The following is a 24,547-nucleotide window of genomic DNA, read 5'->3' as shown; positions in this document are numbered from 1 at the left end:
CTAAGCCTCTCCTGGCTCATAGCCGGCGTCTCGTCCTAGCAAATCTCTCTCGGTTTCCGCTCTGATTAGCACCTTGACGCTACCTCCCTTGACTGCGATAACAGCTGGCCTAGGCAGATAGTTGTAATTAGACGATAGCGAAAAGCAATACGCTCCCGTTGCTGGCACGGCGAGCAAATCATTAACGGATACATCAGCTGGCAGCAATGCATGCCTCACAACGATGTCGCCTGACTCGCAGTGCTTACCAACGACCCTGCTCAGCGTTGCTTCGGCGTCGGACGAGCGCGAGGCGATTGTCGCGCTGTACTCCGCCTCGTAAAGCGCCGACCTGATGTTGTCGCTCATGCCGCCGTCGACACTTACATACTTCCTGGTAGCCGCGGTACCTTGATCAGTTACCTGCACATCCTTGAGGGTCCCAACGGAGTAAATTGTTATTCCGGCCGGTCCGGCAATGACCCTGCCGGGCTCGAAAGCAAGCGCAGGAACCGGAATTCCAAGCTGCTCACACTTCTGGGCAACAGCGGTTGTTATTCTCCCTGCCATTTCATCAAGTGGCAATGGCCGATCTGCCTGAGTGTAACTAATTCCAAAGCCTCCACCGAGATTTAGTTCGGGCACATCGCCACCGGCTAGAAGCTTTGCGTGCACGTCAAGCAGGCGCTCAGCCGCGGCAATGAAACCGTCAACGACGAAGATTTGCGATCCGATATGGGAGTGAAGCCCTAGAAATTTCAACTGCGAATGGGACCGAATCTTCTCGACCATATCTGGTACGTCAACCAGCGCAATACCAAATTTCTGATCTTCACGCGCGGTTGCCAAGTATTCATGGGTAAAGGCGTGCACACCAGTATTTACGCGTAATCGAACTGCTTGGACTTTGTCCTGGGCGCTAGCGACCGAAGCAATGCGCTCGATCTCTAGTTCGGAGTCAATGACAATGGCCCCAACTCCAGCAGAAATGGCTCGGCCGATCTCAACGAGTGACTTGTTGTTCCCGTGAAGTCCGATTCTCGGTCCTTCAATTCCCGCGGCCAAGGCCACTGCAAGCTCCCCGCTCGTTGAAACATCAATCGAAAGACCAGCCTGGTCAACCCACCTAACCACCTCGGTTGTCAACAGGGCCTTTGACGCGTAATAGCACTTGGCGGTCGTGCCGATTTTCTGAGCAGCATCCGAAAAGGCTCTGCGCGTGCTCATAAGACGCGACTCAAAGTCCTCTTGATCGACAACGTACAGCGGAGAGCCAAACTGACGAACTAAGTCAGAAGCAGTTTGGCCACCGACTGAGAGCTCACCACGTTCATTGCGCTTCGCCGTTCTCGGCCAAATTCTTGGGTCGAGCTCGGAAAGGTTAGGTGGCGTCTCCAGCCAATTGGGCGTGAGCGGATTCTTCATAGCTACATCCTCTCCGGGGCGCTAACCCCAAGTAACCCAAGTCCATTAGCAAGCACTTGTGTGCAAGCGTCGTTGAGCCAAAGCCTGGACCGATGAACGGTTTCTACGGGATCCCCCGAAAGTGGAATTACTCGACAGTGGTCGTAGAACCGGTGATAAGTACCCGCCAATTCTTCCAGATATCTGGCGACCCGGTGTGGCTCACGGAATTGACTTGCAGTTTCGACCACCTGAGGGAACTGAGCGAGTTGAGCAATGAGGTTCTGCTCGCTCAAATGTGAAAGGGCTTCTGGGACAAACTCACTTCGTTCTACCAGCTGAGCCGATGCATTTTTGGAAACCTGCCTGGTCCTCGCGTGAGCGTATTGAACATAGAAAACTGGATTGTCATTGGTCTTTTTCGTCAAAACCTCTAGATCAACATCCAGACTCGAGTTGATCGATGATCTAGCCAACGAATATCTGGCCGCATCAACGCCGACCGCATCGACCAGGTCCTCCATGGTTATTACCGTTCCAGCACGCTTGGACATTTTCACCGGCTGACCCGCTCGAACCAGATTCACCATTTGCCCAATCAGAATTTCTAGATGCTTGCCGGGAGTGTCACCGAAGGCCGCGCAAATAGCCATCATGCGCTGAACATAACCATGATGATCTGCACCCAGCATATAAATGCACTGATCGAATCCACGTTCCCGCTTGTCAAGGTAGTAGGCGATATCGCCAGCAATGTAAGCATTGGAGCCGTCAGACTTCACGATCACACGATCGCGATCATCTCCGAAGGTACTCGAGCGCAACCAGGTTGCACCCTCGGCAACAAATGTGTGTCCTTTTTCGCCAAGCCTAAGGATTGACTTCTCGACGGCTCCAGACTCATAAAGCGAGTGCTCGTGGAAAAAAACATCAAAATCAACGCCAAAATCATGAAGCGACTGTCTAATTTGGGAGAACATGAGCTCCACGCCAGCTGACCGAAAGGCTTCCTGAGTTGCATCAGGCTCGAGACTGAGAAGGTCATTTCCGGCTTGATCCATAACGGTTTTAGCAATGTCAACGATGTATTGGCCAGAATAACCGTCTTCAGGAGCCGGTTCATTTTTGGCTGCAGCAACTAACGACCTAGCAAACCTGTCAATCTGGCCGCCGTGGTCATTGAAGTAATACTCTCGAGTGACATCGGCGCCGCAAAAATCAAAAATTCGAGCCAAAGAATCTCCGACCGCGGCCCAACGGGTTCCTCCTAAATGGATCGGACCAGTGGGATTTGCCGAGACAAATTCAAGGTTGAGCTTTACTCCGACCAGGCTGTCGCCTTTTCCAAAGTCGGCGCCCCGATCAACGATGTTTTTGACAAGCGACGCGGAGGCACCCGTTGAAACAAACAAATTAATGAAACCAGGGCCTGCTATCTCCACCTTGGAGATGCCGTCTATTGTTTCCAGCTTTGCGGCGAGAATTTCGGCGAATTGCCTAGGAGTCATTTCGAAGGACTTACCCAGCTGCATCGCAACGTTTGTCGCCCAATCGCCATGGTCACGATTCTTGGGCCGTTCGACAACTACAGAGGTTGGAATTTCGGCTTTGGCCAGCTTTCCCTCAGCCATCAGCTGACTAAGTGCATTGAGAATCGCACTAGATAGCTGTTCTGGAGTCATGGCCATTTCCTAAATTTAGGCAAGGTGAAACGCTTTACACGAGCCGTTGTGAACCTAAATTATACCCTCAATGATCTTTGTGGCGTGGCTTCGCATCCCAAGCACCGCGTCAAAAATCATTCGTCTCTTGAACGATACCAAGTGTCCAAATCAACTCGGCGCCTTACAGGTTTTTGGCCAGTTTTCAGAATCGCTAAACCTCGGCACCCAGAACCAGGTTTCAGTTGCTCGACTAGTAAGCTGGCAGAACCCCAAGGCCCCCATAGCTCAGGGGATAGAGCACCGCCCTCCGGAGGCGGGAGCGCAGGTTCGAATCCTGCTGGGGGCACTACCTCTTAGACAGAAAACTCGCCATTTGGTTCATGGCCATTGCCCTGTGAGAAAGACTGGATTTCACTTCAGGCTCAAGCTCTGCCGCCGTGACCTCAAAACCCTCCGGAATGAACACTGGATCGTAGCCGAATCCCCCATCACCAGAAACGCGCATTGCTACTGACCCTGACCAAACACCGGTAAAAAAAGTCTCCCCAGATGCTTCAACAAGCGCAATAGTGCAGACAAAAGACGCAGTTCGATGCTCAGACGAAATGTCCGTCAGCTGATCCAGAAGCAGCTGCCTGTTTACCGCGTCGTCTCGTCCCCCGGCCCAGATGGCAGAGAATATACCCGGGGAGCCGCCCATCACCTCCACGCAGATGCCTGAATCGTCCGCAAAAGACGGTTGACCCGTAGCCTCGAATGCCGCACGAGCCTTGATGGCCGCATTTTCCAAAAAAGTAACTCCGTTTTCGACTGGCTCTGGGCCCTCGTGAGGCAAAAGCTTGAGCTGAGGTAACGACAACCCCAGAATGAATTCCGCCTCGGCAAGTTTGTGCTTATTTCCGGTGGCGAAAATCAGCTCCATCAGCGAGTCTCCAGAATCGATCCAAGCGATTCTTTCTGCAGTGCAGATAGCTCACTGGTTGATTGCAGAGCCAGCGCCAATAGCGCGTCAAGTTCGCTTTTATCGAACGGTGCAGCTTCGGCGGTTCCCTGAACTTCAACAAAAAGCCCTCTGCCGGTAACGACAACATTCATGTCCGTGTCAGCCCGCACGTCTTCAACGTAAGCCAGATCGGTCATCGGCTCTCCGCCGACGATTCCTACCGAAACTGCCGAAACTGTGTCTAATAATGGGGTCGCCGATTTTGCAATAAATCCGTTTTGCTTTCCCCAATAGACAGCGTCGACCAGAGCAATAAACGCTCCAGTAATTGCGGCTGTCCTGGTCCCACCGTCAGCCTGCAACACGTCGCAGTCCAAAACTATGGTGTTTTCACCGAGGCTCTTCACGTCTATCACTGCCCTCAGGGAGCGGCCGATCAGTCGAGATATTTCATGGGTCCGACCGCCGATTTTACCCTTTACGCTCTCTCGATCCGATCGAGTGTGAGTGGCTCTTGGTAGCATCGAATATTCGGCCGTAACCCAGCCTTCTCCTGAGCCCTTTTTGAAACGAGGAACGCCCTCGGTGAAAGATGCGTTGCATAAGACTCTCGTGTTCCCAAAGGAGACAAGGCAGGAACCTTCGGCGTGCAGGGTGAAGTTTCTTTCGAAACTAATCTGCCTAAGTTCAGTGTTGGTTCTATTGTCATGCCTAGTCATTAATGCTCTTCCTTTTTAGATGCTGCACTTTGGTCACTTCAGGTCCCAAGAATCGCCGCGCCAGCAAGCCGAACTCCTGTTCATCGCCGGTGGCAAAAAAATCATACTTCGCCCGGTTCCCAGCCGGCGCAAGTAGATCGTGCTCCGTTAGAACTCGAAAAACGTCCTTCGCCGTTTCGTCAGCCGAAGAAACCAGGTTCACACCCTTACCCATTACGTAGCCCAAAACTCCTTGCAACAGCGGATAGTGCGTGCAGCCCAAAACCAAAGTGTCGACCTTTGCCTGAATCAGCGGCGCCAAATACTTAGTCGCAGCCTCAACAACCTCCGGGCCGGACGTGACTCCTCGCTCGACTAAGTCAACGAAACTAGGGCAAGCAACGCTGTTGATTTCGAAATCAACTGCGGCTGCAAAAGCATCGTCGTAAGCCCGAGAAGAAATAGTTGCGCTGGTGCCGATTACGCCGATTTTTTTATTTCCGCTGGTCGCAACTGCTGTCCTCACGGCGGGCTGAATAACCTCTACCACCGGAACACCAAGCCCGGCTGTATAGCGCTCTCTCGCGTCTCTGAGGACTGCTGCCGAAGCCGAGTTGCAGGCTATGACCAGTATCTTCACACCGGAGGCGACGAGGTCGTCCATAACCTCGAGTGCCAATGAGCGCACCACGGAAAGTGGCTTTGGACCGTAGGGCGAATTTAGAGTGTCCCCCACGTAATGAATAGATTCATTTGGAAGCTGATCGATGATCGCCCGGGCAACAGTAAGCCCACCGACTCCCGAGTCGAAAACTCCAATAGCTCTAGCATCCACCCCACAAGTGTAGGCCCGAGGTGCAATAGCGGTTGCGGCTTAGGTAGGCTGGTGTCGTGACAACAGCCCTACTAACGGATCGCTACGAACTGACCATGGTTCAAGCTGCGCTGCGCTCAGGAAAAGCGGACCGCCAAACAGTTTTCGAAGTTTTTACCAGGTCATTACCAGCCGGACGCAGATTCGGTGTCCTTGCTGGCAACGGCCGCCTGTTAGAAGCAGTCAAAAACTTTAGATTTAACCAGGAAGAAATTACGTTTCTTCTGCGAAACGAGATAGTCGATGACTCGACCGCTGTCTGGCTTGAGAACTTTAGGTTCAACGGGCACATCTATGGCTACCAAGAGGGCGAGCTTTTCTTCGCCAACTCTCCAGTTCTTAGGGTAGAAGGAAGCTTTGCAGAAGCGGTAATTCTGGAAACAGTAATACTTTCAATTTTGAACTATGACAGCGCTGTGGCAAGTGCGGCCGCCCGTATGCGATACGCCGCTGGAGATCGGTACTTGGCCGAAATGGGTGCAAGACGGGCCAATGAATACGCTGCAGTAGCCGCGGCTCGAGCCGCATACATTGTCGGGTTTGATTCCACGAGCAACTTGGAAGCCGGAAGAAGCTGGGGGGTCCCAACGATGGGCACCAGCGCCCACTCATTCACTTTGCTTCACGATAGCGAAACCGAAGCCTTTCGATCTCAAATTGAGTCAATGGGTGCCGAAACCACATTGCTTGTCGACACCTACGAGATTGAACCAGCCGTGAGAGAAGCCGTCAGGCTCACCGACGGCAAAATAGCAGCCGTAAGGATCGACTCCGGTGATCTTTCCATGGCCGCCAGCAAAGTCCGTCACTTACTCGACTCTTTGGGTGCAAATGAAACAAAAATAGTTGTCACCAGTGACTTGGATGAATACACAATCGCAGCTCTGGCCGCGGCGCCCGTGGACAGATACGGCGTAGGCACATCCCTCGTTACTGGCTCCGGGCATCCCACTGTCGGATTCGTTTATAAGCTCGTGGCTCACTCCGACGGAGACGGCTGGGTTGATGTTGCGAAAACCTCGCCCTCCAAAGCCAACAGGGGCGGGAAAAAGTTTGCCAGCAGAAAAATCGAGGGCAAAATTGCAACCGCAGAGCTAGTCGGTGGAGACTCCCAAGGAAGGCCTCTTCAAGTCCAGTTAGTCGAAGACGGAAACTGCTCCTCGTCCGCCATGGGGCCCGAGGGAGTCCTTGCGGCAAGAAATCACCACAAGATGGCAATTTCCGAGCTGAATGCCTCTGGATTCAGACTGTCAAATGGTGACCCTGCGATCCCCACTTACTTCGTTTAGTCGCCCTTGAAGGATTCGTAAATCTTCTTACAATCCGGACAAACTGGAAAATTACCTGGATCTCGGCTCGGGACCCACGTTTTGCCGCAAAGGGCAAGTACTGGATCGCCCATGACAGCTGATTCGACAATTTTATTCTTTTTTACGTAGTGAGAGTAACGCTCGTGGTCGCCCTGATCAAATTGTTCAACCCTCTCTTTATCGAGAGTGGTTCCAGAATCTAAATCGCTCATAGCACCTTATTGTAAGTCAGAAGCGCTGCCAAGTGTCACCATGAAAACCAACTTCCGGCCATCTCGGATGACCTGAACCTCAACTTCGGCCCCAGCGGGTTCCGCCCTTACCAAAGCAGTTAGGTCACTCGCGCCCTCAACTCGTTGCCCCGCAAAAACAGTCACGATGTCACCCTGCATGATGCCGGCGGTCTTCGCTGCACCATCATCGCTAACTCCTTCAACATAGGCCCCATTCGAGAATCCACCGGTCGCCTCTCGGCTATCGCTAACTAGAGCGCCTAACAAGCCGTGCGTCGCGAAGCCGGTTTCGATAATTTCATTCGCAATTCTCTCGGACGTGTTCGACGGAATAGCAAATCCGACGCCTATGCTTCCTGAGGTTCCCGAGCCGGCGGTGGCGATTGCCACGTTGATCCCGATCAACTCACCGCTGCTGTTCACAAGTGCACCACCTGAATTACCAGGGTTAATCGCGGCATCGGTCTGAATCACCTGGAGGGAAATTGGATTCCCACCACTTCCGGTGTAAAACTGGAGCCCCGGGTCATCGGATACTTCGGAGCTCGCAACCTGAATTGTTCTGTTGAGGGCTGAAATAATACCCTGAGTTACCGTGGAAGAAAGCCCTAGCGGTGCACCGATTGCCACCACGTTCTGCCCAACATTTAGAGCACTCGAATCAGCAAAGACAATTGGCTTAAGCCCGGCAGCTTTAATTTTCAAGACCGCCAAGTCGTAAACGGCATCAAAACCAATCAACTCAGCTGGGAGTACCTGTCCATCCCAGAGCATTACCGAAATGGAAGCAGTTTCGGTGAGTCCGCCCAGAGTCGCCACGTGCGCGTTGGTCAAGATGTAACCGTCCTCAGTAAGCACCACTCCCGAACCAGAGCCACCACTCGAAGCCGAGTTGACCGCCAGAGTAACCACAGAAGGAGAAGCTGCTGCTGCTGCACCCGTGACCCAGTTCACCTCAGTTGCGTTATTTACGACTATTGGCGCGGGCTGACTCAGGTTTGCAACCGAAAGCGTTAGTCCACTCGAGCCGATGATGCCGCCGACAAGGGCGGCCCCAAGAGCGAGGGCTGCCATGGGAAGCAGGTTACGTCTTTTCTTTTTGACCGGAGACTGCTGAGGCGCAAGGTATGGCTGGCTGAAGCTGAATTGATTTTCTCCAGAGCGATTCCACTGAGACATTTATAAAACCTTTCGTTGTCTACCTGATTATGGTCAACAACGCTGAGGATTGCATGAGTCCCAGCTGACAAGTTTCCTTACAAGATCAAAAGAGTTCTCCTCGGCGGCTCCGTAACTTCAATCTCCAGCTGATTTGACGACAGCGATACCGTCGCGGCATTGGTAACCCAGTTCCGACCCAGCATTCGATAATCGACCCGATAGGTAACTTTTGCCACCGCAAAAAATGAACCGACGGTCTCAAAAGACTTTGAGACAGATCTACCCGACCGAATGAATGAGTCAGAAAAATGCCAAGAAGTCGAGTTGGCAGTGAATCGAATCTGGGCCGTTTGCCCCAGAAGATGACCGGTGGTCGTCCGGTTATTTACCTCAACACTGAATTGCCCAAATTCAAAAATTTCTAGCTCGTCGCCTGAGACCCAAGAGGCGAATGGACGATTAGAAAAACTTGTTAAGGAATCCCGAAGCCCACTGAAGCTTTCGACAACGATAGTTTTGGAAGCCACTTCGGACTCTGGCAGGGCGTCGCCGATGCAACTTCTTGCACCCACCGGAACCCACGCGGTAATCACGCCTTCGGTTGGCGAGTCGATCGAGTTGTTTAGGTAGTAAGAACAGAGCCGCATGGGCTTGGCCTCTGGCACCTCTCCGGTGGTGCTCGCGCTTGTTTGAGAAGAACTTCGCTCAACTTTCTCGGCGCAAATTGTAAAGCTGTCCGCGGTGCTGCTGTGCGGTTGGCAACTACTAGCCGCAAACAAGATTGAAAGCTCTATCAACATTTAGTTAACCAATCTTGGGAGGTTTAGGAAAATATTCATGGCTAAAAAATAGAGCAAAACTTAGATGACTGATTCGCATTATCCACAGCACAAAAAAACCCCTGAACTTATTAGGTTCAGGGGTTTTTCACTAGTTGCGGGGGCAGGATTTGAACCTACGACCTCCGGGTTATGAGCCCGGCGAGCTACCGAACTGCTCCACCCCGCGGCGAAGTTCCAACACTAGCAGGTTTTCGGTTGTTAATCTAACGCTGCCAAAGCGTCCTCAATAGCCCTAGTCAATCGAATATCTGCCCTTGCGAATGCCTCTAGGTCACCCGCCACCAAGGCCGCTTGCTTGTCCGCCAACGCCTTGTTGGCAGCAGTCAAGGCCGCGTTCAAAGCGGCGTTGCCAGAATCAGTAGGAGCAGGTTGTGCAACAGCATCCTCACCAGCACCGTCGGTTACTGGTGCGTCAAATCCGGAGTCGCCGCCGAATAGTGCGTCAAGTGCCTGATCCAGGCTGTCCTCGAACGCTATCTGATCGCCAAATGCCACCAGTACCTTTTCAAGCAACGGATAGCTTGTCTCACCAGTTGACTCGATGTAGACGGGCTGTACGTATAGCAGTCCGCCGGCAACCGGAAGTGTCAGCAGGTTTCCGCTTATAACGTTGGTCGAACCCTGTCGAAGGATGTTCAGAAGTGATGACACGTCGCTGTCAGCATTGAAGTTGTTCTGCACCTGACCCGGTCCAGGAACCACTGTCTCCCTTGGCAGGCTAAGCAATGTCAGCTTGCCGTAATTGTCGCTCACCTCGCCGGCTTCACTACCGGCATCGGCATTAGCAATCAGGTATCCGGTCAGCACGTTTCTTGTGCTCTCACCGGTGGACTGAGGGATGAAAGTCGAGTAGAGCGAGAACGCACTTTCGGCTTCACCGGGAGTCTGCATCGTCAAGTAGTAAGGGGGCTGAAGCGATCCGAGTCCGGTACCTTCCACGGGATCATTTGGTGTCATCCATGCGTCCTGCTGAGAGTAAAAGGCTCCAGCTTCCTTCACGTGGTAGCTACCAAGAACCGAACGCTGAGTCTTGAATAGATCAGATGGGTACCTAACATGAGCCATTAGATCTCCCGACATTGCAGACTTTGGCTGCACGGTGTCCGGGTAAAGATTCATCCACGCCATAAGCAGAGGATCTTCGTCATCCCACTGGTAAAGATCTACCGAGCCGTCATACGCGTCCACGGTCGCCTTCACAGAGTTTCGGATGTAGTTCACCTGAGAGGTATCCCTGTTGAAAGTCTCTGAAGAAGAATCCAAAATCGCAAGGTTGAATGACTCTAGGTTCGAATATGGGTACTGAGTTGTGGTTGTGTAACCATCAACGATCCACTTGACCCGTCCATCAACAACTGCCGGATAAATTTCCGTATCGACTGTCAAAAACGGTGCAACTTCGGCAATTCGCTCGGCGGGGGAACGATTGTAGAGAATTTGCGACTCCGCGTTAATTGCATCTGAGAGCAGAATCTGCTCGCTTTGGAATTTCAGTGCGTACGCGATTTTAGTGAAGATGTTGCCCACGAGCGGTCCGCCATTCCCGCTGAAGGTTGTGTAGGTTTCATTGCTATCACCCTCGCCAGCTGGGAAATCAAACTCCAGAGGCTCCGCTCCATCTGGAGCACCGACAATTGAATAGGTCGGTGAATTCGCACCAAAGTAAATCCTGGGCTCAAATTCGCCGAGGTCTCCAACGTTTGGAATTCCAGACTGGAAAAACAGAGGCTTGCCATCGCTGTCAACCTTGTTTCCATAGGCCGCGACAAGACCGAATCCGTGGGTGTAGACAACCGATGAGTTGTACCAAGACTGTGAGTCTCCAAGGCCGGCTTGGTTCAACTCACGAACCGCAATCACCGTGTCCTGAGTCTCGCCGTCAAAGGAATATCGATCAACGTGCAGGCGGTTCGGGAAGCTGTAGTACTGACGGTACTGCTCAAGCTGACGGAAAGCGTCACCGACTAGAGCTGGATCCAAAATTCTTATAGATGAGGTCGTCCTCGCATCATTTCGGAGAGCACCGGGTTCCGGAATAACGTTAGCCGCGTAGTCGACGACTTCGACCTTGTCCAAGTCATAGGCGACCCTGGTGGCATCGATGTTCTTCTGCAAGTAAGGCCCTTCTAGGGTCCTCTCGTTGGGCACCACTTGGAAGGTTTGAACAATCCAAGGGTAGAGTCCGCCAAGAACTAATGAGCTTGCAACCATCAAAGCGGTCGCAATGATTGAAATCCTCCACTGTCCCAGGACGGCCGTGACGATAAATGCCACCGCGACCGCTAGGGAAATAAGTGCCAAGATTTGCAGGCCAGGAATCACGGCATTGTCATCCGTATAGGTAACTCCAGTGAAGAGTTCGCCGGCACTGGTGGCGGTTCCATACTGGTCGAGCCAAAGGCTCAAGCCCTGAAGAATGAAGTAAGTAGCGATCAAGATTGAAAGCTGAATACGAGCCGGCTTAGAGACGGTAACTTCGCGACCCGAGAAACGGATACCTCCGAAAATTAGGTGAACACCGGCATTAATAAGCGCGGCTAGGAAAATACCGCCCGACACGTAGCTGACTGCAAAGCCGTAAAACGGAAGATCGAAAACAAAGAAACCTACATCCAGCCCAAACTGAGGGTCTGTGACACCGAACGGACCACCGTTTAGCCACAAGGCCGCGGTCTGCCATTCGCGCGCAGCGATGAGACCGCCGAAAACACCAAGAAGAGCTGGCAGCCCGAGCATGATTACTCGTTTTAGCCCCTCAAGTAGCTGTTGATAAGCCTGAAATGGGGACTCATCCGGCATCTTTAGATAGACCGGGCGAGAACGCCACGCAGTCATCAGGCCGATTGCGACCAAAAGGGTCATGATGACAAATCCGACGAGGAATGCCACTATTTGACCGACTATTTGAGTGAAGAAGACCACTTCGAAGTCAAGTTGCCGAAACCAGAGCCAATCGGTGTAAATCCCTGCAGCGCTTACCAGTGCGAACACTATGACAGCCAGGATTCCAAAGGCGATGGACAACGGCGATACTCGTCTCTGCGGTTTTGCTTGTGCTTCAGACAATCTTTATCTCCTAGTTATTGCATTGCATTGCTGGTAGTTGTTCACCGTTGGCAAACATTTCTATTTTGTCAAGAGCTTCAGTCAAGTCTCTCACTAACACAACTGTCAAGTTACTGGGAATCTGGCCAATGGCCTCTTGGCAGTTTGCCGCGGGGGCTAAAAACAACTCCGCTCCAGCCCGTTTTGCACCAAGCATTTTTAGGGCAATGCCACCAATCGGCCCTACATTGCCCTCTGGGTCGATGGTGCCAGTGCCTGCCACGTGCACTTTCCCGGCCAGGGACCCCTCGGTCAGCGCATCGAGGACTCCAAGGCTAAAAATCAACCCACCGCTTGGTCCACCGACGTCTCCAAGTTGGAGTTCAAGTTCAAATGGGAAATTGTACGTGTACCCAATCATTGCGCCTACAACCCAGGCCTCTCCGTTTAGTGAGGGGGTCACCGAAAGGGAGATTTCTTCGCCATCCCTGATGACTTCTATAATCAAAGGCGTGCCTTCAGCCAGCTGGATTTGCGCCTTGAATGCATCGAATGTATCGACTGGAACTCCCCCAGCCGAGGTGATGAGATCGCCGGCGATCAGAATTCCGGAGGATGGGGCATCCTCTAGAACTGTATTTACGTACAGCGCCCTTGGGACCTGGTAACCCAGCTTTTTCAGAGCGACAGCAATCGCATCCTGCTGAGAAACTTCCATTTGCAGAGACGATTCGGCTCTGAACTGCTCGGCCGTAAAGCTTGGAGGAAAGATTTCGTCTAGGGGCAACACCACTTGATTGGGATCAGCCCATGCGTAGAGAACCTGAACCCAACTCGGTGTCGATTCGCGATTGCCTAATAAAGAAACTGTAGTTACGTCGAATCGTGATTCGGATTCAAATGTCTCGACCTCTTGGGAGCTAATAACCTTCGTCCCGTCGATTTGCCCCATGACATTGAAAACTTGCCCAGGACGTTCGATTACAAAACCGGTCGGCACTACCAAAAGTCCAACGGCGACGATTGAAGCGACCCCAAGACCGATCCAACCAGCGAAGCGTCTTCGTTTGGGCGGTTCCGGTGCTTCGAAAAAAGTCATTGCGCCAATGCTAGGCAGTCCAGCCCGTAATAACGCCAAAGACGCTAACGCCCTAGGCGAACAGAAGGAGTTTGGCAGCGGATTTGCAGCCTCCCGCGCCTAGGGCAAGGTAGTTTTCTATTAGAAGAGGTGCCCCTTGGAAGAACAGCCAAATCGCGAAGAACTAGAACGCTTGATCCGAAAGATGATGGAATCAGGTCAATTGGATCCGGAAGATCTTGCCAAAATAGCCGGATTCAGTGCAGACCCCTCGATGCTGAGTGACCTTTTTGGACAAGTTTCGGCGATGACTGGCGAATCCGGTGAGCCCGTGAACTGGAAACTTGCCCTGAATCAAGCGCTCGAACTTTCAAAGAAAACTGAGAAGCCGGCAAACTCTGTCCTAGAAGCCGAACTGGAAACTGCTTTTGATATGGCTCGTCTCTGGCTAAGCGAGGCCACCGAATTTACGAACCCAAACCCCCCAAAGAAACTTACTCGGTCAATGTGGGCACAAGAAGCGATGCCGCTTTTCAGAGAACTCTCGGAGCCAGTTGCCAACAGCATGGCCGCAGCGCTAAATGAGAACTTAGGGAACACGCTGCCGCCTGAGCTAAGCGAGATGCTGGCACCAGCTCAAAACTTTATTGGTAATGCCGGAGCTTCGATATTTGCCATGCAGCTCGGTCAAGCCATCGGAAAGCTTTCCTCAGAGGTCTTGCTATCAGGCGAAATTGGAATTCCTCTTACCCTCAGGCCCGGGATCATCGCTCAGAACTTGGGAGAGTTTCTTGAGGATCTCGAGACTCCAAAGAGTGAGGTCCTGATTTACCTTGCGACCCGTGAGCTTGCAATCGCTTCGCTTTACAACCAAGCCGGCTGGCTGCGAGAGCAAATCATCACTCAGGTCAGGGAGTTTGCCGCCGGACTCACTGTGGACTTGAGTGGCATCGAAGAAATTGCTTCTCGAATCGACCCAAGTGATCCGGGGTCAATGGAGCAAATCATTGAAGCCAGCGCAATGGTGTCGCCGAGAAGCCTCGAGCAGGAGCAAGCCCTGGAGCGTATAGAAACTGTTCTGGCACTAATCGAAGGATGGGTCGACGCGACCTCACTGGAGGCAACCAAAAGGCTGCCGAACATTCAAGCAGTGGTTGAAATATTTAATCGCAAACGGGCTACCAGTGGGGCATCTGCCAAAACCTTCGAAGCACTGCTTGGCCTTGAAATGCGACCTCGACTCAGGAGGGAAGCCACCCTAATGTGGCAGCGGGTAGTAGCGGACATCGGCAAGAACGCTTCAGATGACCTTTGGTCACACCCCGATCAGATGCCCACCGCACTTGAAATTGAAAATCCAGACTCATTGATTTCCAGGATCAAAAATAATGGCGATGATTTTGAAGATGAGCTCCGCAAATTTCTGACTGACTAACGCAAAGTTATTCGTGGAGCCTAGCCTCCTGCTGTGGAGAACCATTCACGGAAATGGCTCGTTGGCTGCAAACTACCTCACGTGGTAAGACAAATAAACCCCGGCTTGGCAAGGTTATGGATCGACGATACGACGAGACAGTATGGGGCCAACTCAGAAGTAGTACTGGCAAATCTCTCGAATGCGCAATTCAGAGCACTGGACTACTTAGAGACTGGCATTAGCGACAACCAGCTCCCGCTTTTGCCTAAAATGGCGAGCGCCGACACGGATGTCACCAACGGACTTCTCGAACGCCTCGGGCCGCTGCTTTCTCGAACATCGTCTTTTATGCCCACCTTCACAGAGAATGAAATCTCAAGACGCTTCTCCGAAATAATGAGGCTTTACCTCATAGGGCTCGATGATCCAGCGGAAACCATGCGAGCAAGAAAAAGCCTTCGCGTTTTTCTCTCCAAACTCGACCGAACTGGTCTCACACTTCTCAAGACCCTAAACGCCTCCGCGATTACAAATGTCTTTACCAATGACCATTCAAAAGTTTTACCGGGAGACACTCTTGAAATGGGCTACCCACAGTCCCTACTGGGAACACAGCGAGTGAGGGCTGCGAAATCCATGGCGGATGAGCTCAGCATTCAGCTTCACAGCCGAGTGAGCGCAGCTTTTGACCAAACGGATTTAGCAATCCTTCTGTGCCACGACATCATCCACCCCGCCGACTACCAACCCTGGCTATCACGTGACGTCCCGCACCTAGCTATTTGCTTTGATGAATCAGGGGTGCAGATATCTCACATCGTTATTCCAGGCGTCACACCGTGTCTTGGGTGCATTGAACTTCATCGAATAAAGAACGTGCCCAACTGGATCAAGATAGCGACTCAGCTGACCAGCCTTGACCGTGATCTTGCGGATAGTGCGCTTATGTTATTTTCGGGAGGGGTTGCCTTGACCAAGTCCCTGAACTACCTAGACGGACTAAAAATCAGCAGCCCCTGGCCATGATCCGTCTGGAGCGCTCAGGGGACGTGGTAACCAGCGAGGCTAACTGGTCAGAGTGTGGCTGCCGAAACGCTTTATAAAATCTGAAGGGTGCTTATCTAGTCGTGAACTGACCTGAAGAAAGTCCTTAGCTCGCGTAATTGCAACGTAAAAAAGTCGCTGCTCCTCTGCAATTTCAGCCTCCGTCTTGGCATACCCGATGGGGAAATAGTTCTGATTCACGCCGATTAGAAAGACTTTGGCAAATTCCAGACCCTTTGTCCCATGGATGGTTGCCAACATAACCGCGTCACGCATTGGCTCATGTCCTGAGCGCTCCCGCTCGTCTAGTTCCCTCAGGTACTCGTCCAAGTTCGGCTGATCAAGCTCTTCAAGAACCTCTAAAAACCAGTTCAGAGCGAGCCATTTCTCATCCCTATCTGCTCGCGATTTCCAGCCCAGCGCAGAAATTATTTTGGAAACCTCAATGAATAACGGCTCTGTAACCTCCGAGGTCTGAAGAGCTCTAATCGCGCCCACGCCTTGCATAACCTCTGGCCGCTTAAAAAACCTGCCGGAACCGCGCACTTGATAATCAATGCTGGACTTTTTTAGTTCTTGCTCAATTTTTACGAGCTGAGCATTGGTTCGAGATAGCACCGCTATCTCACCGCGGCCAACGCCGTTTTCGAGGAAGTCGGTTATTTGCTGCACCACACCAGCCGCTTCGTCTCCGGCATTCTTATAGGTTCTAAAAACAGGCTTTTCAGAAACTTGGCGAATTGCCTCCAGAGGCGTGGCGGGGCTGACTCGATTTGCGAGAGCAACAACCTCCTGGCTCGATCGATAGTTTCGGTTTAATTCAAAGACTTGAGCTTTTTCGTAGCGGTCCTGAAAGCCAGTCAAAAAATCACTGCGGGCACCCGCAAATGTGTAAATGGTCTGCCTAGGGTCCCCGACTACGCAAAGCTCTTGCCTCTCCCCTAGCCAGGTTTCGAGAAGAGCCTGCTGGAGTGGCGAAATGTCCTGGTACTCGTCCACGGTGAAAAACCTGTATTGCTGCTGGACTTGCGCCAGCATTCGCGGCTGGTCTCTAAGCATTCCAACGCAAAGCAACAAGGCATCCTCCCAGTCGATAACGCGTCGCTTTTGTTTGAGCAATTCAAAGGCACGGAAAAACTCGCTGAATCTTTCAGCGCCAAGGCTAGAGCCCTCGGGTCTTGAAATTTGATATCTATCTAGGTCCCGCATCGAATACCTGATGTATTCGACTTCGGCTTGCAGGCTCGACTTCAATTCGGCAGTTGCACGAATACCCATTTGCTCGAGAACCTCCTGAACAAGAGGCCCCTTGTGGGTGACGAGTTTCGGGGCAAAGCTGTCTGTTAGTTGAGGCCAAAAAAACTGCAGTTGCGCAAGCGCTGCAGAATGAAAGGTCCTGACCGCAACGTCCTGGGCTTCCAAAGACCTGAGTCTTGTTCTTAGTTCGGCAGCTGCGCGGTTGGTATAAGTAAGAGCAAATACTCGGTTGGCGGCATAGCTCCCGGTCTGAATACCGTAGGCAATGCGGTGGCTGACAGTTCTAGTTTTTCCACTACCAGCACCTGCAATTATGGCAACGGGGCCTCGCAGGGCCTGGGCAGCAGCAGCTTGATCATCATCCAGTCCGGCCAAAAGCTGGCTCGGAGTCAGATTTGAACTCATTAGCAATCCTTATGCTGCGCGTGGCGTTTACCCCAAGAAGCGAGTGAACAATCTAACCTGTGACCGTGGGAAGACCTAGTCTGATATTAGCCGCGCTGGCAGCCGACGCTGCCCCGGGGTTCACCTTCCGCAGCTATCGGAGGGTCGAAACCAACCCTGACATTGATCAGCTACAGCTCTGGGACCAAGAAGGTGCCTCGTATCAGCTGTTGATTCCTGCCACGCCAGCCGGGGAATCTGAAGTTGCCGTAGAGCTACAGGCTCTAAAAATCATTGAGCCTCACCAAGAACTCCTCGGGATAGAGACTCCCCGACTTATCGGTCAAAGCATGGACTCCGATGGAGCAGGCGCTTTGTTGCTTACTCTCTTGGGTGGCGAAACCACAGACCTAGCAAAATATGCTCCTGGTCTCTTTTCCAAAAGCGTGGGTGAGGTGCTAGCTCAAATTCATAATCTCAGCCCCGACATCATCAGAGAAGCCGGGCTCTTGGAGTATGACGCAGCAAGCATCTTGAGGCACAAGGTTGCTGAGATAGACAGCATTGCGCAGACCGGCCGAGTTCCGGCAGCTCTGCTTTCAAGATGGGAGGCGGCCACAGAAGATATTGGTCTGTTTCGTTTTCACCCAACAGTTATTCATGGAAACGTTAGCCAAGAAACAGTCATGGTCAGTGCCCAGAAGGTCAATGGCCTTTCTGGGTGGAGCTCCTTGAAAGTCGGTGACCCCGCAGAAGACCTCCGTTGGCTAACCGGTGGAGCCCTTAGGACAACCCTTGAGGACACGTTACTGAACTACCGTGCGACGAGAGAAACTGCCGACGAAAATATTAGCCAACGCGCCCAGCTCTACTCTGAGCTTGAGCTTGGCAGCTGGCTGGTCTACTGCATCGCCAACAAAGATGAGAAGGAAATCAGTCAGGCCGAAGACATGATCGCCGAACTTCGCGATCAGCTCGAGAGCGGCAACCTTAGAAGCCTGAGGGCCTCAAGTTTCGCCGGCATTGCGTCGCTCAGTGCAGCTGCTGAGACTCAAGGCGAAGCTTCTGGTCTCCAAGAAGAAGAAGACCTCGAGACCCAAGAGCTCATCCAGCAGCAAGATGCAACCTCGGCCGAAGGGGAGGCACTCGAGGCCAACTTTGTCGAGGATGCGGACCGGAAAACTAAAAACGAAGAGGAGCTTTTCTAAAAGCCCTTAGCTTTTCGATCAGCTCTGCCTCAGATGGAACTTCGGGGGATATCTCTTTAGCGTCACCTGCGAAAAAGAATGATGCCTTGACCCTCTCGACACCAACCCCAAGCCATCGCGATAGTCCAATCCGATAAAGCGCCAGCTGCACAGCCTTATCGGTAACTTCCGCTTTTGACTTTGGTGAAGAACCGGATTTCCAGTCGACGACTTCGAAGCCATCAGCTGTTTGATAGACGGCGTCTAGTTTGCAAACAACAACCGTTCCTCCGAGTTCAAACTCGAGAGCCTGTTCGATGTATAAGGGCACCAGGTTATTGAACCTAGAGTCTAGGTAAGCTTGTCCAAGTTTCTGATCTTGCTCTTGCCAATCAGATATATCCAAATCAGCCTCCAAATCGAACGCCTCCTCTAGGCGCTCGTGGAACTGTGTTCCTCTTGCAGCAGCCTCCGAGAACGACACGGGCACCGGGCGAGCGGTCTGCGCCCAGAAGGCGTCGGGCTCATTCAGTAGCTGGACAATTTTGGACGCAGACAACCGCAATGGAAGTTCAACTTGTTTTGGGTTCCTAATCAGCTCGGCCTGTTCGATGATTGCGGCTAGCTGCAGACTCTCACTCACCCTCGTCGGTGTCGCATTGATTACAGCTTCGGCAGCAGAAAGCTGCGAAGCGCGGCCATTACCAAGGGGATCAAAGGGCCAAATCTCGCTTTGGGCCTGGTTGGCAAGTGGGTTCGCTACCGCAGGTTCTGGAATTGGTTCAAGCAATTGGGCGAGCCCGGCGCTAATTAGCTCTTCCAGATAGGGCGCCAAAGGGCGCGAATTGAGAATCCCCGACTTGTAATAACTGGCCGACAACAAAAGGTCCCGACCCGCCCGAGTGATTGCAACGTAGGCAAGCCTACGTTCCTCGATGTCATGCTTGGACCTGTTTTCCCCCGCAAAATCCTCAGTGGCTGCCTTCAGTCGCTTTTGAGTGGTTGCTTGACGCCAAGACAGTTGAGGTATCCAGTCGCTGTCCTGCCTAATTTCATGAGGAAGCTTGCCGATTGCAAGCCAGCCTTTTGAGTCCCGAGAGTCAACCGGAAAAGATCCTTGCACCAACCCTGCAACCGCCACAAAGTCCCACTCAAGACCTTTGGCGGCGTGAACGCTCATCAGCTGCACGACTCCAGCCTTAGCTCCAGTTTTTGGCATTTCAAATCTTTCACTATTGACCGCATAATCGAGCCAGCTCAGTAGGCCTGAAACTGATGGGCGCAGCGCGCTGACTTCGTAATCCGAAATACGGGAAATAAAACCCTCTAGATTTGCCAGCGGCGACTTAGTACGGGTGTGTGCATAGAGCTCAATGTCTAATTCCAGCTCTCTTGCCACGGCCCAAGAAAATTCGCTAACGCCAAGGGAAAGCTGCGTTCTCATCAGGTGAAATAATTCGCTGGCGTGAATCATTCTCTCAAGGCCAGCCTCCGAAATCTCCGCAAACTGTCTGGAGCTAGGTTTACGAATTTCGTCAAGAGCCTCAACCAATGTGAGCGGAATCTCTGCAGTCACCTCTTTTCGCATGCGGGTAAGTTTTCGTGCGAATTTATGCAACTGGGCAATGTCTCTTGGCGCAATTCTGAATTTAGGACCCGACAAAATACGCATGAGCTCCGCTCCTGCTTCAGGATCGGCGACCACCCGCAATCCAGCTACGAGATCCAGCACCTCTGGCTGCTCAAGCAAACCCGAAAGCCCGGTTATTTCGACCTCGAGGCCTTTATCTTCGAGAGCGTCGGCAAATAGTCGCATGGCTTGTTTTGAACGGAACAAAACTGCGGCACTGGTTTCGTCGCTCATTCTTTCCGAGAGCCACAATGCCACTTTGGCGCTTTCGGTTACAACGTCTTGACAGATAATCGCCGAGACACTGCCGTCTCGATCGAGCCCGGCAGTCAGGCTTACTGGGCTCACAAACGAGTCGTCTTGGAGCGGCTCGCTCACTAAATTTGCCGCATTCACAATTGCCTGGCCAGATCTCCAGCTTGTGCTCAATGAGAACTGCTCAGCGGCGCCAAAGTCGCCTGCAAAACCACTCAGGTTCGCGCTGCTTGCGCCGCGCCAACCGTAAATCGCCTGGTTGGGGTCACCTACCGCCATAACCGGCTTTCCAGCAAACAACCTCGAGAGCAACATGGTTTGAATGCCAGAGGTATCTTGATACTCATCGAGAAGTACAAATTTATGAGGAAGCTCAAGGTTTTGCTTCTCAAGAGCCCTGAGCGCTAAGGCAACCTGATCTGAAAAATCGACCAGTCCCCTTAGTTTCTTCTGCCTTTGATACTGCCCTGCCAACTCAAATACCAAAGTTGAAGAGTGCATCGTATCTAGGAGCGTCTGGTGGTAGGCGTAGATCCCATCGCCGCCCTTGTCGGACTGCGGAAGGGCCGCAATCTGTTGAGCAAAATCTTGAAGGTAATCGATTGCCTCATCAGCTGACTGCTGATTATCCGTGAGCGCGCCAGCGGCACTTAGGACTTTTTCCGTCAAGTAATCGAGCGTCTTGTCCCAGTTTAATAACTCCGAAAATTCCGAAATTTTAGCGTTAGCAGCTACCTCTCTCGCAAGTGATATAGCACCGGCTTCAGTTAGCAGGACAGCATCAGCCTCGAAGCCAACCTGTAACGAAAGTGATCTAAAAATTTCATTTCCAAAGGAGTTATAAGTAGTTATTTTGGGTGGATCAAAATCGTCCCCTAGGTCCTTGGGCCAATAGCTTGACTCCCTCAGCTTGACCAATCCAGATTGGACCCTGGAAGCCAGTTCGCTTGCAGCCTTCCTGGTGAAGGTCAGACCAAGGATTTCGCTAGGCTTTGCCAGCTCATTGGCCACTAAATAGAGAGTCCTGACTGACATCAACTCAGTTTTTCCACTCCCTGCACCAGCAATAACTAAGCTGGGGGCCGTTGTGCTTGCAGACGAGATCGCCGCTTCCTGCTCATCGGTAAGCTTGTTCTTTGAAACAATAGAAAAAATTTCTTGGGCCGAATACTTAGTCATGAGTCACCGCTTTAGCCATAAGTAGCTGGCATTTGGAGTCCCCGGTGCAGTGCTCTGAAATATTTGCCACGAAGCTGGCCTCACCGATCTGGCTCTCGGCCCTAGACAAAAGCTCCATGATGCTTTCCTGGAACTCACCGGCAAGAGCCGGCTGCTCCAAAACCTTCAATGAACCCGAGCCAACCGAGATAATTCGGCCGCCGGCAACCGGTTCGTCGTAACTTTCGCGAAGTCCAAGTTGGTAAAGCGCGAGTTGACGGTGTTCGACTGTCTCTTTAGCACTTGGTGATTTCCCGGTCTTCAGATCTGCAGCTATTAAACCATCCCCGGTTCGCTCCACCCGATCTATTTTTCCAGCGACAACCAGCCGACCAAGATCTATTTCAAAGCCTTGCTCGATGGCGACCAACTGATTGGACCCTTCTAAATAGGACGATATGTAGCCCACCATTTTTAGGGCGCGGCGCTTCGCCGCCATGGCCAGCCACTCGGTTTCAAACTTTAGAGTGTGCCAGTTGGATTCAACGTATTGCCCGACCGAGTCACCATCTGTCGTAAGCTCCATGGCGGCGTGTAGGAGGGTCCCAATAGATGCCTCGAAGGACTGGCCGTCGCCACCGAAATTATTAATAAACCAATGCAGTGGACAATTCTCGAATGCGTCGAGCCTTGATGCGCTTAGGCGCAGCTGTTCGTCCGCCGTGACTACCGGGGCGGTAGTTGAAATTGGAATTAGACCCTGCCAGCTCCTAGGGTGCGCACCGCTCGCACCCGTTAGCGCCAAAGCCGCCAGCATCGGCGCTGCCGACGCATCTCCGGCAGCCAGCTCGGCCCTAAGCCTCCCCACCAACCGGCGAGGATCAAACTCGATATTGACCTGCTTGGCGGCTGGACTAAGTCCCAACATTTGGAAAAACTGCGAGGGCTGTTCGTCCGCACTTTGCATCGCGCTGAGCATCAACTTGGATCGAACCGCACCCAGGCTCTTATAAAACAGCCGAAGCTCGTCGGCCAGCTCTGATCTGGCTGCCTTGCTGGGATCGTCCGATCTTCCAGTCAAGAATGCCTGCAGCCCACTGGCTCCAAGCAGTGAGTTTCTAGGCCTGAGGTTTGGCCAAATTCCCTCTTGCAGTCGAGGCATAGCTAGGACCTGAAATTCGAGTCCGGACAGCTGAGAGGCGGTGGCCAGAACCACCAAATCCCGCAAGCCAACTTGCGCCAGCGAGTCCTCGGGCACCGCAGCATCAAACTGTTCAGCTAAGAATGCCCGCGCACCGATTCCCTGCTGCTGATCGAATCTGTTTGCAGCAGCAAATAACTCCAAAATTGCATCTAGATCACGGTTTGCAGCCAAGGCCACCTCGGACTCGCCCCTCGCGAGCTCTGCGAGCTTCCCGGCTGGGGCAAGAGCCCAAATTGCGCTCATGAACTGGTAGGCACCCATCTCGTCTTTATTCTTAAGATTCCCAAGCACTTTGATTGCTCGATTAAGCCTGGAAACTTCGTTCGAGTCAAAGTCAATCTCGGCTTCAAAGATCGACTCGAGCATTTGGATGCGATTGTGTCCCTCGAATTGTTCTAGCGACGCGAGTTGTCGAAAAAGCCGACGCTGTTGAATCACTGAAAGGCCAACCAAGCTTGATCCAAGAAGCTCGGTTACTAGATAGTGCTTTGGCTCGGAAAATACTAGCTGACCGAAATCGAGCACTGATCGGGCGGCCGGCTGATCTCTCAGCGCTTTCTGCACGCCGAGGATTCTCACAGGTATCGATCTTGCTGCTAGGTCGCTGGAGAGCTGATCGAGCTGCACTCTGGTTCTTGCAACAACGCACATCTGCCCCCACTCCCAGCCTTCAGTGACTCTGAGCCTGCGAAGCTCACTGGCAAGGTAATCAGTTTCCGATATCTGATTGTCAAAGACTGAAAACTCACCAATGCTGGATTTTGCATCGGATTTGGGTCGATGTCGAAAAGCTTCAGAGGTGGGTATTCGTTCAGCTAGCCGTGCCATAAGGTCATTGACGTCCGTTGGCTGCCTGCGATAGCCAGTGAGCGCGACTTCGACGAGGTTCTTTCTTTTTTTTCTGAGCTCAGATACGAACCCCCCCGCTGCAGCACGAAAGCCGAGAGAGGCAGTATCCGGATCTCCACAGGCAATCAACTGACAACTGCCTGCCAGCTGCAGAATGAATTCCACTCCGGCCAGCGAGAGATCCTGCGCGTCATCGACAAGAACAACCTTTGGGCTTTTTGCACCGGCTGCAAATTTGGTCGCCATTACAATCAACTGGGAAGGATCGACTTGATTATTTTCCTGCAGGGCGTCAACGTAAACCGGCAACAGGTCAATTGCGGCCCGGAAATTCGCCTTGGGCCAACTCTCTTGAATCGCTAGGAGCCTGCCCTGGTCTATTTGGTTTTCAATCAATACCGCAAACAAATCTCGAAGTTCGTTATGAAAGCCGGACAGTGCAACGCTCGCGGCATCAAGGCCCCAACTTTTGGTGGTGCCGCTTGCTAGCGCATCGGCAACAAGTCCGGCAATAAGTGACTGTTGTTTTGCACCCGAGACCAACTTCACGCCTGGAAGCTCCGACTGCAGGATTTCAAAAGCCAGCGAAGTAATTGATCTCGCCCTTGGCAAGATAGCTACTTTTTTTGAGCTGACCGCCAGTTGGTCTCGAAGTCGGGATGCGGCGGCACGTTGCGGGGTTATTACGAAAACTTCACTTGGATCTAGGCCACTAGTTTCTAATTTGGTTACCAGATTCTTTATCAAGCTGGTTTTACCGGACCCCGGAGACCCAAGCACCAGTGCGTCCATGCCGGACAAAATATCACCGAATTCAGCCGGAAGATCCGTCTCGGCTAGCTTGGGCGACTCAAAAGAATTTCTCACGTCATCAATCTATTTGGCTCTGGAGACATTTTTCTTGCCGTAACCTTATTTTGACTAAGGAGAA

17 protein-coding genes and 2 tRNA genes are annotated in these 24,547 nt (G+C 52.3%); 5 read left to right on the top strand and 14 right to left on the bottom strand.

Annotated elements, in window-relative coordinates; translation table 11 throughout:
* Positions 1 to 1,404: a diaminopimelate decarboxylase gene (gene lysA / locus ABXT50_RS01895; protein ID WP_415274488.1), complete on the bottom strand. Its 1,404-nt coding sequence runs from the start codon at positions 1,402 to 1,404 to the stop codon at positions 1 to 3.
* Between the two features lie 2 nt (positions 1,405 to 1,406).
* The gene (gene argS, locus ABXT50_RS01890; protein ID WP_415274787.1) at positions 1,407 to 3,065 is read right to left on the bottom strand and encodes an arginine--tRNA ligase; all 1,659 of its coding nucleotides are present in this window, start codon (positions 3,063 to 3,065) and stop codon (positions 1,407 to 1,409) included.
* Between the two features lie 256 nt (positions 3,066 to 3,321).
* Here argS and ABXT50_RS01885 point away from each other — a divergent pair.
* Positions 3,322 to 3,393 (top strand) — tRNA-Arg (locus tag ABXT50_RS01885).
* Here the strand turns inward: ABXT50_RS01885 and rdgB are convergent.
* From rdgB to murI, 3 genes are read right to left on the bottom strand one after another with little or no spacing between them, the layout of a single operon-like run.
* Positions 3,394 to 3,969: an RdgB/HAM1 family non-canonical purine NTP pyrophosphatase gene (gene rdgB, locus ABXT50_RS01880; RefSeq protein ID WP_415274487.1), complete on the bottom strand. Its 576-nt coding sequence runs from the start codon at positions 3,967 to 3,969 to the stop codon at positions 3,394 to 3,396.
* Positions 3,969 to 4,709, bottom strand: a complete 741-nt coding sequence (gene rph / locus ABXT50_RS01875; RefSeq protein ID WP_415274486.1) for a ribonuclease PH — start codon at positions 4,707 to 4,709, stop codon at positions 3,969 to 3,971. The genes rdgB and rph overlap by 1 nt, the downstream gene beginning before the upstream one ends.
* On the bottom strand, positions 4,702 to 5,523 hold the full coding sequence (gene murI / locus ABXT50_RS01870; RefSeq protein WP_415274485.1) for a glutamate racemase: 822 nt from the start codon (positions 5,521 to 5,523) through the stop codon (positions 4,702 to 4,704). The genes rph and murI overlap by 8 nt, the downstream gene beginning before the upstream one ends.
* A 95-nt stretch (positions 5,524 to 5,618) precedes the next feature.
* On the opposite strand from murI, the gene ABXT50_RS01865 reads away from it, so the two are divergent.
* Positions 5,619 to 6,851 (top strand): nicotinate phosphoribosyltransferase, encoded by a 1,233-nt coding sequence (locus ABXT50_RS01865; RefSeq protein ID WP_415274786.1) that lies wholly within the window; start codon positions 5,619 to 5,621, stop codon positions 6,849 to 6,851.
* Here ABXT50_RS01865 and ABXT50_RS01860 read toward each other — a convergent pair.
* From ABXT50_RS01860 to ABXT50_RS01835, 6 genes are all read right to left on the bottom strand, one after another.
* Positions 6,848 to 7,084, bottom strand: a complete 237-nt coding sequence (locus ABXT50_RS01860; RefSeq protein WP_415274484.1) for a DUF3039 domain-containing protein — start codon at positions 7,082 to 7,084, stop codon at positions 6,848 to 6,850. The two genes, ABXT50_RS01865 and ABXT50_RS01860, sit on opposite strands and share 4 nt — an antisense overlap.
* 6 nt (positions 7,085 to 7,090) lie before the next feature.
* Positions 7,091 to 8,284 carry a S1C family serine protease gene (locus tag ABXT50_RS01855; RefSeq protein WP_415274483.1) on the bottom strand — a complete coding sequence of 398 codons (1,194 nt, stop codon included), beginning with the start codon at positions 8,282 to 8,284 and terminating at the stop codon, positions 7,091 to 7,093.
* A 77-nt stretch (positions 8,285 to 8,361) separates the two neighbouring features.
* Positions 8,362 to 9,066 carry a hypothetical protein gene (locus ABXT50_RS01850; RefSeq protein ID WP_415274482.1) on the bottom strand — a complete coding sequence of 235 codons (705 nt, stop codon included), beginning with the start codon at positions 9,064 to 9,066 and terminating at the stop codon, positions 8,362 to 8,364.
* Positions 9,067 to 9,200: 134 nt separating this feature from the next.
* Positions 9,201 to 9,274 (bottom strand) — tRNA-Met (locus ABXT50_RS01845).
* Between the two features lie 32 nt (positions 9,275 to 9,306).
* Complete coding sequence (locus ABXT50_RS01840; RefSeq protein WP_415274481.1) at positions 9,307 to 12,174, bottom strand: UPF0182 family protein; 2,868 nt, start codon at positions 12,172 to 12,174, stop codon at positions 9,307 to 9,309.
* Positions 12,175 to 12,184: 10 nt separating this feature from the next.
* Complete coding sequence (locus tag ABXT50_RS01835; protein ID WP_415274480.1) at positions 12,185 to 13,252, bottom strand: PDZ domain-containing protein; 1,068 nt, start codon at positions 13,250 to 13,252, stop codon at positions 12,185 to 12,187.
* 136 nt (positions 13,253 to 13,388) lie between these two features.
* Between ABXT50_RS01835 and ABXT50_RS01830 the strand changes: the two genes are divergently transcribed.
* Positions 13,389 to 14,666 carry a zinc-dependent metalloprotease gene (locus ABXT50_RS01830; protein ID WP_415274479.1) on the top strand — a complete coding sequence of 426 codons (1,278 nt, stop codon included), beginning with the start codon at positions 13,389 to 13,391 and terminating at the stop codon, positions 14,664 to 14,666.
* 105 nt (positions 14,667 to 14,771) lie between these two features.
* On the top strand, positions 14,772 to 15,674 hold the full coding sequence (locus ABXT50_RS01825) for a hypothetical protein (protein ID WP_415274478.1): 903 nt from the start codon (positions 14,772 to 14,774) through the stop codon (positions 15,672 to 15,674).
* A gap of 39 nt (positions 15,675 to 15,713) precedes the next feature.
* On the opposite strand, the gene ABXT50_RS01820 is transcribed toward ABXT50_RS01825, so the two are convergent.
* Positions 15,714 to 17,354 carry an ATP-dependent helicase gene (locus ABXT50_RS01820; RefSeq protein WP_415274477.1) on the bottom strand — a complete coding sequence of 547 codons (1,641 nt, stop codon included), beginning with the start codon at positions 17,352 to 17,354 and terminating at the stop codon, positions 15,714 to 15,716.
* A 65-nt stretch (positions 17,355 to 17,419) separates the two neighbouring features.
* On the opposite strand from ABXT50_RS01820, the gene ABXT50_RS01815 reads away from it, so the two are divergent.
* Positions 17,420 to 18,541 carry a phosphotransferase gene (locus ABXT50_RS01815; RefSeq protein ID WP_415274476.1) on the top strand — a complete coding sequence of 374 codons (1,122 nt, stop codon included), beginning with the start codon at positions 17,420 to 17,422 and terminating at the stop codon, positions 18,539 to 18,541.
* Here the strand turns inward: ABXT50_RS01815 and ABXT50_RS01810 are convergent.
* Together ABXT50_RS01810 and ABXT50_RS01805 are read right to left on the bottom strand one after the other, a co-directional pair.
* Positions 18,516 to 21,584: an ATP-dependent helicase gene (locus tag ABXT50_RS01810; protein ID WP_415274475.1), complete on the bottom strand. Its 3,069-nt coding sequence runs from the start codon at positions 21,582 to 21,584 to the stop codon at positions 18,516 to 18,518. The genes ABXT50_RS01815 and ABXT50_RS01810 overlap by 26 nt on opposite strands.
* The gene (locus ABXT50_RS01805; RefSeq protein WP_415274474.1) at positions 21,577 to 24,483 is read right to left on the bottom strand and encodes a PD-(D/E)XK nuclease family protein; all 2,907 of its coding nucleotides are present in this window, start codon (positions 24,481 to 24,483) and stop codon (positions 21,577 to 21,579) included. Before ABXT50_RS01805 ends, ABXT50_RS01810 begins: the two co-directional genes overlap by 8 nt.
* Between the last annotated feature and the right edge of the window lie 64 nt (positions 24,484 to 24,547).

Source organism: Aquiluna sp. Uisw_065 (assembly GCF_047731275.1).
Taxonomy (GTDB): domain Bacteria; phylum Actinomycetota; class Actinomycetes; order Actinomycetales; family Microbacteriaceae; genus Aquiluna.
The sequence above is the reverse complement of the archived record's forward strand: the minus strand, read 5'-3'. Positions and strand labels throughout refer to the sequence as shown.